7 protein-coding genes and 1 pseudogene are annotated in these 8,384 nt (G+C 59.9%); 5 read left to right on the top strand and 3 right to left on the bottom strand.

What is annotated here, in order from left to right:
* Positions 1-115 precede the first annotated feature (115 nt).
* The 3 genes and pseudogenes from NW838_RS04170 to rpaB all read left to right on the top strand — a co-directional run.
* Positions 116-301, top strand: a pseudogene (locus NW838_RS04170) (2-deoxyribose-5-phosphate aldolase); the annotation flags it as partial.
* Positions 298-1,155 (top strand): DNA repair protein RecO, encoded by an 858-nt coding sequence (gene recO / locus NW838_RS04165; RefSeq protein ID WP_414427551.1) that lies wholly within the window; start codon positions 298-300, stop codon positions 1,153-1,155. The pseudogene NW838_RS04170 and the gene recO, both read left to right, overlap by 4 nt.
* Positions 1,156-1,618: 463 nt before the next feature.
* The gene (gene rpaB / locus NW838_RS04160) at positions 1,619-2,359 is read left to right on the top strand and encodes a response regulator transcription factor RpaB (protein WP_414329445.1); all 741 of its coding nucleotides are present in this window, start codon (positions 1,619-1,621) and stop codon (positions 2,357-2,359) included.
* Here rpaB and NW838_RS04155 read toward each other — a convergent pair.
* The 3 genes from NW838_RS04155 to NW838_RS04145 form a co-directional block, all read right to left on the bottom strand.
* Entirely contained in the window at positions 2,332-4,140 is a 1,809-nt protein-coding gene (locus NW838_RS04155) for a tetratricopeptide repeat protein (RefSeq protein WP_414357545.1), read from the bottom strand. The genes rpaB and NW838_RS04155 overlap by 28 nt on opposite strands.
* Positions 4,141-4,278: 138 nt before the next feature.
* On the bottom strand, positions 4,279-4,479 hold the full coding sequence (locus tag NW838_RS04150) for a DUF2811 domain-containing protein (RefSeq protein ID WP_041436785.1): 201 nt from the start codon (positions 4,477-4,479) through the stop codon (positions 4,279-4,281).
* A gap of 619 nt (positions 4,480-5,098) precedes the next feature.
* Positions 5,099-5,767 carry a RibD family protein gene (locus NW838_RS04145; RefSeq protein ID WP_414357546.1) on the bottom strand — a complete coding sequence of 223 codons (669 nt, stop codon included), beginning with the start codon at positions 5,765-5,767 and terminating at the stop codon, positions 5,099-5,101.
* Between the two features lie 112 nt (positions 5,768-5,879).
* Here NW838_RS04145 and NW838_RS04140 point away from each other — a divergent pair, with 112 nt between their 5' ends.
* On the top strand, positions 5,880-6,275 hold the full coding sequence (locus NW838_RS04140) for a hypothetical protein (RefSeq protein WP_011434124.1): 396 nt from the start codon (positions 5,880-5,882) through the stop codon (positions 6,273-6,275).
* 140 nt (positions 6,276-6,415) lie between these two features.
* Positions 6,416-8,257 carry a hypothetical protein gene (locus NW838_RS04135; protein WP_414427550.1) on the top strand — a complete coding sequence of 614 codons (1,842 nt, stop codon included), beginning with the start codon at positions 6,416-6,418 and terminating at the stop codon, positions 8,255-8,257.
* Positions 8,258-8,384 lie beyond the last annotated feature (127 nt).

The following is an 8,384-nucleotide window of genomic DNA, read 5'->3' as shown; positions in this document are numbered from 1 at the left end:
CCCCCCCCCCCCCCCCCCCCCCCCCCCCCCCCCCCCCCCCCCCCCCCCGCCCCCCGCCCCCCCCCCCCCCCCCCCCGCCCCCCCCCCCCGCCCCCCCCCCCCCCCCCCCCGCCCGGGGGCCACGCTGGCAGATGTGCAACTGTTGTGGCAACTCAGCCGCGGCAAAGTGGGGGTGAAAGCGTCGGGCGGCATTCGCACAGTGGCTCAAGCAGAGGCCATGATCCAGGCGGGGGCCAGCCGTATTGGCACCTCTTGGGGGCTGGAGCTGATGCAAGAGCTGCGAGCCAGAGGAACCCCATGAGTGGGCGCACCTATCGGGTTACGGGCATCAATCTCAAAGGGATCCCACTGGGAGAGGCGGATCGGATTGTTACCATCTTGACTCGCGAGCAAGGGTTGATCCGGGCGGTGGCCAAGGGATCCCGTAAGCAGCCTTCCAAGCTGGGCGGGCGGATGGAGCCTTTTGTCATCAACGATTTGCTGATGGTGCGGGGGCGCTGGTCTGCCCAAGCAGATACCTCCCAGCGTTTACAGCGCATTGTCCAAGCGGAAACCCTCCAGACTTTTCCTCGTCTCAGCCGCAGCTTAGCCCATCTCACAGCAGCGCAGTATTTGGCGGAGGTGGCCTTGCTGTTGGCCTTGCCCGATCAAGCCCAGGAAGAGCTGTTTGTGGTGTTGGTCGAACACTTGGAACGCATCGAGCGGGCTGCTTCGGAACGGGCCGTTTTGCCCTTGCTCACCCACGGGTTGTACCACCTCCTGGCGTTGGCGGGGTTCGCCCCTCAGGTGCAGGCTTGTTACTTCTGTCAAGGGGAGTTGGTCGACGGCGTTTTTTTCAGCCCCCAATGGGGTGGCTTGGTCTGTGATCCCTGCCGGGTGGCCCAGCGGCCCAGCCCAATTGCCTGGGTCTCCGCTTCTGCCTTACGTGCCTTGGGATCCCTGCCCAACTCGACATTGCCTCTGCCTGAGGATTCGCTGCCTTTGGCTGCTTGGCTGGAAGCAGAACGTCTGTTACGGCGCGTTTTGGAGCATCATACGGATCGAGAGATCCGTTCCGCCGAGCTATTGGCCAGTTGCTATGCTGTTTCCACTGCAAACGGTCAAGGATCCCCGGCTTTTCCTGAGGGACATCCCGAAAAATGGGCATCGGTCTGAAAAAGTTGTGAAGGTATGTATCAAGTCCGGCCCAATAGCCGCAAAATAGAGCATCGAGGCGGGTTGGCAGCCGATTTTGGATGATAAATTAGGTTATGGAAAGTAACTTCTTACGAAGGCCTCTCAGGTTTGAGCAATGGTTTGGGGGGAGGAGTGCCTTGCACCAGGTACTGGACAGCATAATCAGGTGGGATTGAAGTTGGAGCTTTTAACAAGATTGAATCGACTGCTGAGAGGGCCTTCTGCTTGGTGCTTGTTTCCCGGAGCTGCATCCCTGGGGTGCGGCTTTGGTTAATTGCAGATGATTGCTTGTGAGTGTTCAATTTCACTCGGTGAGTCTGCCCAACTGAGGAGCAGCCCCTGAGGTTCCTGTATCCGCCCAACTCAAGTTAGCGCCCACCTCAGTTCTTTTTCAGATTTCTCTTTTACCGAGTACCGTTAGAAGTTCAGGAGTTGCAGCACCGTGGAAGCACAGCGTAAGGAACGGATTCTGGTGGTCGATGATGAGGCCAGCATTCGACGCATCTTGGAAACCCGTCTGTCCATGATCGGATACGACGTGGTCACAGCTTCGGACGGCGAGGAGGCGCTGGAGGTTTTCCACAAGCAGGATCCCGACCTGGTGGTGCTGGATGTGATGATGCCGAAGCTGGATGGCTATGGGGTCTGCCAGGAGCTGCGCAAAGAATCGGACATCCCCATCATCATGCTGACGGCGCTGGGAGATGTAGCCGACCGTATCACAGGGCTGGAGCTGGGGGCAGACGACTATGTGGTCAAGCCCTTTTCGCCCAAGGAGCTGGAAGCTCGCATTCGGTCGGTGTTGCGCCGGGTGGCGCGGTCGGCCCACGATGGGATCCCCAGTTCCGGGGTGATTCAAGTGGGGGATATTCGCATCGATACCAACAAGCGGCAGGTCTACAAACGGGACGAGCGCATTCGCCTGACGGGGATGGAGTTTAGTCTGCTGGAGTTGTTGGTCAGTCGGTCGGGGGAGCCTTTTTCCCGCTCCGAGATTTTGCAAGAGGTGTGGGGCTATACCCCGGAGCGCCATGTGGATACGCGGGTGGTGGATGTCCACATCTCGCGGCTGCGGGCCAAGCTGGAAGATGACCCCAGCAACCCAGAGCTGATCCTGACGGCCCGAGGCACCGGCTATCTATTTCAGCGCATCATTCAGGGGGAGGAACAGGCACGGTCTTGAGAGGGGATCCCTTGCAACTTCTCTTCGAGGGCAACCTGGACTCGCCTCAGCACGCCAACCCAGTCTCCCGGTGTGTTTTGTCGAAACAAGCGCATCACCCCGGGGTACCAGGGGCTATCTTCTCGATGGAGGAGCCAGCGCCAATCGGCGGCAAAGGGCAGCAGCACCCATACCGGCTTGCCCATCGCCCCGGCCAAATGAGCAACGGCTGTATCAACGCTGATCACCAGATCCAACTGGGCAACGGCTGCGGCTGTATCGACAAAACTGCGGAAACGGGATCCCAGCTCCAACACTTGGTGCTGCTCCAATAGGGATCCCAGCGGCCTTAGATCTTCCCCCACCTGCAGGCTAACCCACTGGATGGAAGGCACATGCAAGTGTTGGAGCAACAGATTCAGAGGGCAACTTTTCAGCCTTTGCACGCGGTTGAGCTCAGGATGGGCACGCCGGCCGCTGGCCCACACCAGCCCCACTTTCATCCGCTCCTGGGAAAGCTCTGGCCAGGAGAGGCTCAAAGGGATCTGCGGCCCGCCGGCATGAACGGGATAGACAAGATAGGGGATGCGGGCCGGGATCGTCTCCAGAGTGGTGCCCAACCGCTGCGGCAAGCTGAGCAAAGGCAGATGGCAATCGAAAGAGGGCAAGGGATCCGTTTCCGAGATCACCTGCACCTGGGGAAGGGGGAAGCACCCTCTGAACAGCTCGACAAGGGATCCCTGACAGCGGAGGCAGATTTGCGCTTGGGGATGGGCCTCGGCCAGCAGCGGCAGGTAGCGCACAAACTGAAGCGTGTCCCCCAACCCTTGTTCGGCGTAGATCAGCAGGGTCTGGCGGCCCAGAGGGGATCCCGTCCACAGAGGCGAAAGAAAGCGCGGGTAGGCCGCTTCTTGTCGCTGCAGCCGCCATTCGTATTCCCGCCACCCCTCCTCGTAGCGGCCCAGGGTCAGCAAAGCCGTGCCCAGGTTGTAGTGGATCTCCGGCCAGTGGGGGGCCAACTGCAAGCTGCGCCGATAGGCTTCAATGGCCGCTTCCAACCGGTTTTGTTCCTGCAAGATGGTGCCCAGGTTGTTGTGAGGCTGGGCATCCCTCGGCAACAGCGAGATGGCCCGTTGCAGACAATCGGCGGCCTCCTCCAAGCGATCTTGCAGGTGCAGGCAGTGGCCGAGGTTAACGAGAATTCGCCCCTCCTGGGGTGCAAGGGCGAGAGCTTGGCGAAACCAACTTTCCGCTTCCCCAGCTTGGCCATCGAGCATCAGGGCATTCCCCAAAGCTGCCAAGGCATAGACCTGGGGAGGCTGGGCTGCTGCTGCCTGTTGCAACACCTCAATTGCCTGGGCCAATTTCCCCAGGGTGAGCCAACAACTGCCCAATCGGAAAAGCAATTGCCCATCACCGGGGGCAAAGGCCAGGCCCTGTTCGTAGGCTCGCGCCGCTTCCTCTGGGTTGCCAAGCTGCATCCAGGCATCGCCCAGATCCTGCCAGGCCGGCACCCAATCCCCCCGCAGGTGCAGAGCCAGTTGCAAGGGGGTCAAAGCTTGGCGGGGATCCCCCATCTGGAGATAAAGGGATCCCAGCAACGCCTGAGCGGCGAACAGATGGGGATGGGCGCGGGTAAGCTGCCGGCAGAGGTGCAGAGCGGTCTTCAGATCCCCCGCCTGTCGGTAGCGTTGAACCCACGTCAGAGCCGCCTCTGGGGATGGGATCTCGGATCCCCGCTCTGGATCCTGTGACTCAGTCGCTTGCCGGTTGTCTTTTCCTCGCCCAAAGCCCCGTGGCACGTCTTTGCCTCTTTTGAGATCCCTTTCACTTCTTAGCCCCCTCCCCCCAGTGTCCAAATGACAGCGGTGGGACAGGATCCCTACCCAGGCTAACAAAAGGTTCCCACTGCCCCGGTTTTCACGGGCCATCCTTGGGGCTCAGTTGCGGCGAAACAGGCTGTCCAAGTAGATGCGTGCCGCCCGCCGGTCGCTCTCCCCGCTTTGGAGCAGGAATAACGAGAGCGCTGCCGTCACCACCCGATCCTGATCCCAGTCGGGATGGCGGGAGAGGTAGTTTTGGAGGGTGTCATGCAGCTCCTCGGGAATTTCACTCAAAATGCTAACGCTGTGAGAACTCATAGTCCAACCACTCACTCGGGGTCAAGAGGGGAGAAAACGGCATCCCGCAAAACCTGCGGCCACAGCCAGAACTTGGGCAGCCCGAACAGAGCGAGCCCGCAACACCAAAACCCAACCTAGGTAGGCTAGGGGCCTCAGCAGGCCCGCAAGAAGAAAAGCAAGCGATATAGGTTCATAGCTTGCCCCTATCCCAGCGGATGGGAGGGAGGGCATTCACAACTGTTCCTAAGCCTGTCGTGGGCCGTAGAACAGATGAAGTCTTTTCTTTCTAAGGAGAGCGCTCGGGAAAATCTCCACACCACTCGCCCTCAGGTGGGGCTATTCTGCCCTCTGCCCTATGGGGGATGTCAATCCCAAGCCAGGGATCCAACAGGACAAAAGCTCTCCATTGGCCTTGATGGGATGGGAAAAAATGGCGCGATCCCGTTACGTTTCTCAGGGTGTAGTCGCCTGAACCTTACCCACCTCAACTTTTCCACAGAAACCCCCGATGCCGCCCCCTGAGGGAAAGGCCCTGTGGAAAACAGCCCACCCGCCTGTGGAAAGTCTGGGGAAAACCTGTGGATTTCCGGGAAATCTGAATTTGTCCAAAAATTTTTGTGTTTGTGTCGAGCATTTCTCAGGGCCACTCAACTCCGTAGCGCAAAAACAGCTCCTTGGAACCGCGGCGGCATTCCAGCAGCTCCAACTGGGGCGGGGATCCCTGCACTTGCCAACCCTCAATGCTGGCAGGCGCATCGGCATATCCACTCAGCAGCACCGGAGCGAGGGTAACCCACAGCTCATCCAAGGCTCCTGCCTGCAGAAATGCCCCCAAAAGCCGCCCCCCACCCAACAACCCCACCCGTTCAATGCCCAAGCTGCGCAGGCGGGCCAGCCGTGCCGGCAGATCCCAATCGGCAGCCACCCAGATGTCCTCAAAGCCGGTTCGGTTCCGCCAAATCCGGGATCCCTTGGGAGTTGTCCACAGCCAACGGGTGAGGGGCTGGCGAAAAAACGGCAAATCCTCAGGAATATCTCCGCTGCCAGAGCAGATGATCGTCAGAGGCTGGGGGGATAGGCCCTGAGCAGTTCTGCGTTGGATCAACTCGGGATCCCGAATACGCAGACTGGTGCCGTAGGCCCGCAGAGTGGCGGCCCCCATGATCAAAGCCTGTTGCTGGGCAGCTTGGGTTTCCAAGTGCCGATAGTCCTCAGGGCTGCTGAAGGAGGGCCTCTGCGCTCGATGGGCTGCGATCTTTCCATCCAAGCTCTGGGCGAAGATGGCAACCAAGTGGGGACGATTCAAAGGCAAGATCGCTGGGAAAGGGTGGGCAAACCCTACAAATTGACCAGAATAGAGTCAGGCATCGCCGGGGGAACCGTGGCACCGGTCACCAGAGCGCCCACGCGGAATGGATATGCTAGGGACATTTCAATCCTCCACCATCCGGGTTGAAGTCGAGGCCAGTGCATCGACGATGCAGCGCTGTCTGACAGAAGTGGGGTTGCTGCAGCAGTGGATCTGGCCCCAGCAACTGCAGGGATCCCTTCCCGAAAGGCTGGAGCTGGGCAGCACCTTTGCGGCCCAATGGGGCCCCCTCTCGATCATGCACCAGGTGGAAACCCTGCTGCCGGAACGGCTGCGCCTGCTGATGTGGGGAGGAGCCGATGGCTACTGTGACTGGCTGTGGGGGAACGGCTGGGTGCAGTTGCGGGTAGAGGCCGTCTCTCTCCTGCCCTTGGGCTTGGGACAATTGCTGATGCTGCGGCGGCTGCAACAGTTTGCCCAAAGCCAAGAACAGCGCCCCTCTTAGGACTTAAAAAGCGACCTTCCGGCAAAACCCGTGGATCCTCGGCTTGACAAAATGCGTTTCGGTTGCAGCATGCTACTTCTCTAAGGATTTTCCACTACGATAGTTGTAGCAGAGCTTACTCTTCCCGTCCGAGAGGCCCAATGAATCCGCCGACCAGCCCCACCCCAACCGCCATCGAGCAGGAAAAGTTTGAGATCCGCTTGGGAGAAGCGCTCAACCGAGCAGGACTGCTCACCCCCGCCCAACTGGCTCAGGCCATGTGGGAAAAGGCCGATACCCCCTTGATGTTGGGGGAGCTGTGTATGCAGCACGGCTGGGTTGCCCCCCGAGATCTCTACCCATTGATTCCGGTCGAATTGGTGCGCATCGGCGAGATCTTGATGCTGCATGGGTATCTGGAGCTGGAGCACATCCATCAGGCTCTGATTCAGCAGCGGCAGCACCCGGAGCGCAAGCTGGGGGAGATCTTGGTGCAGCAGGGCTGGGTACAACCCCACTGGTTGGAATGGGCCTTGGACAAGCAGCAGCGGCTGCGGCGCCAGAAAGGAGCTGCCAACAGTTGGGAGGTGATGGTGGAGCAGTGGTCCACCATTCCCGATCAGCCCCCTCTTTATGTCTCCCCTCTACAGGTAGCCCAAGAGACCTACAGAGTTACCCAGCAATACAAAGCCCAGCTGGAGCGCTACCAAGAGCAAATTGCCATCTTAGAAGCGCAACTGGAGCAGCAGCGGCAGCAGCAACAGCTCCTGGTCGAACAATCGCTGCGGCAGGTTGCCGACCATCAAGCCCGCCAGCAGGAGCAGCAGCAGCGCATTGTCCAATTGGAAGCCCAAATTCAACAGGAGACAGAACAACAAAAGGCTGCCCAACAGCGCATTCGGGAACTGGAGGAGCAACTCCAAGCCCAGCAAACTCAGGGATCCGCGCAACTGCAAGCCGCCCAAGCAGAGCTGGAAATCCTACGTCGCCGCTGCCACGAGCTGACAGAATGGCAATCTCAAGCCAAACACCAGCTGCAAGAGCTGGGATCCCAACTGCAGGAGCAGCAGAAGATACAGCAGGATCAGGCACAGCAGCTCCAAGAGCAGGCCCACCTGCGTCATGCTCTGCAGCAAATGGAAGCCCAAGTGGCTGCCCTGAACCAGTCGCTGCAGGAGCACCAACACCAACTCCAACTGGCCCAGTCTACGAAGCAGCGCTTAACTGCCGACCTGGCCCACATTCGCCAAGAAGCTGCCGAGGCCACCCACCGCTTGCAGGTGCAGCTCCAAGAAACCCAAGCCCAACTGCGAGAAACTCAAGATCGCTTGCAGGAAGCCCAAGCCCAAGTGAGCCAGCTCCAGGCCCAACTGCAGGCGGCCCAAGCGGAAAACCGTGCTCTAGCCGCAGCGCTAGCCGAAGCCCGGCGAACTTCCCCACCTGCAGCTGCACCGACCCCAGCTTCGGAGAAAGCCCGGCCAGAGACAGAGGATCTCAAGGCCCTGACCATAGCCGACTGGGCAGCGGAACTGAGTGCCCCAGAAAGCGAATTGCCCCCGCAGCAGTATTTGGGGGAAGAGGACTTGGAAGCCTTGCAGCGGGCCACCCCCTGGGTACAGCGGGTGTTGACCCAATTGCGGGCGGCTGGCCTGATCGACAATGCCGGCATCGAAACCGTCATTCACGCTTGGGAAAAGGCAGGGGGCACTTTCACAGATGTGCTGGCCCACCACAGTGGCCTCAAGCCGGAGACCGTCAAATTTTTCAGCGAAGGGGGCTACTCTGTTCAACTGGCAGGGGGACGCCACGTGGCCGACTACCTCAAGGCTTCTGGATTGGTCAGTGCCACCCAAATCGAACAGATCCAGAAGCACCTGCCGCCAGGGGGATCCCTGTGTCAGGCCCTTGCCCAAGCCGGGATTCTACGCCGGGCCACTGCCCTGTATTTCGAGCGCCACTTCGGCGGGCAAAAGCCCCGCCGCCCGCTGCGGGAAGAGCTTTAGAGGAACCATGCTCTATCGCTGACGCCAACGACCGACAAGGGATCCGAATACAGACACAAGCTGCCAACAAGATGCCAATTAGACTAGAAACTAGATAGAGATAGATCATCAGAAGCGACCGGTTTCT

It is taken from the genome of Synechococcus sp. R55.2 (genome assembly GCF_047462075.1).
In the GTDB taxonomy this organism is placed as follows: Bacteria; Cyanobacteriota; Cyanobacteriia; order Thermostichales; family Thermostichaceae; genus Thermostichus.
The sequence above is the reverse complement of the archived record's forward strand: the minus strand, read 5'-3'. Positions and strand labels throughout refer to the sequence as shown.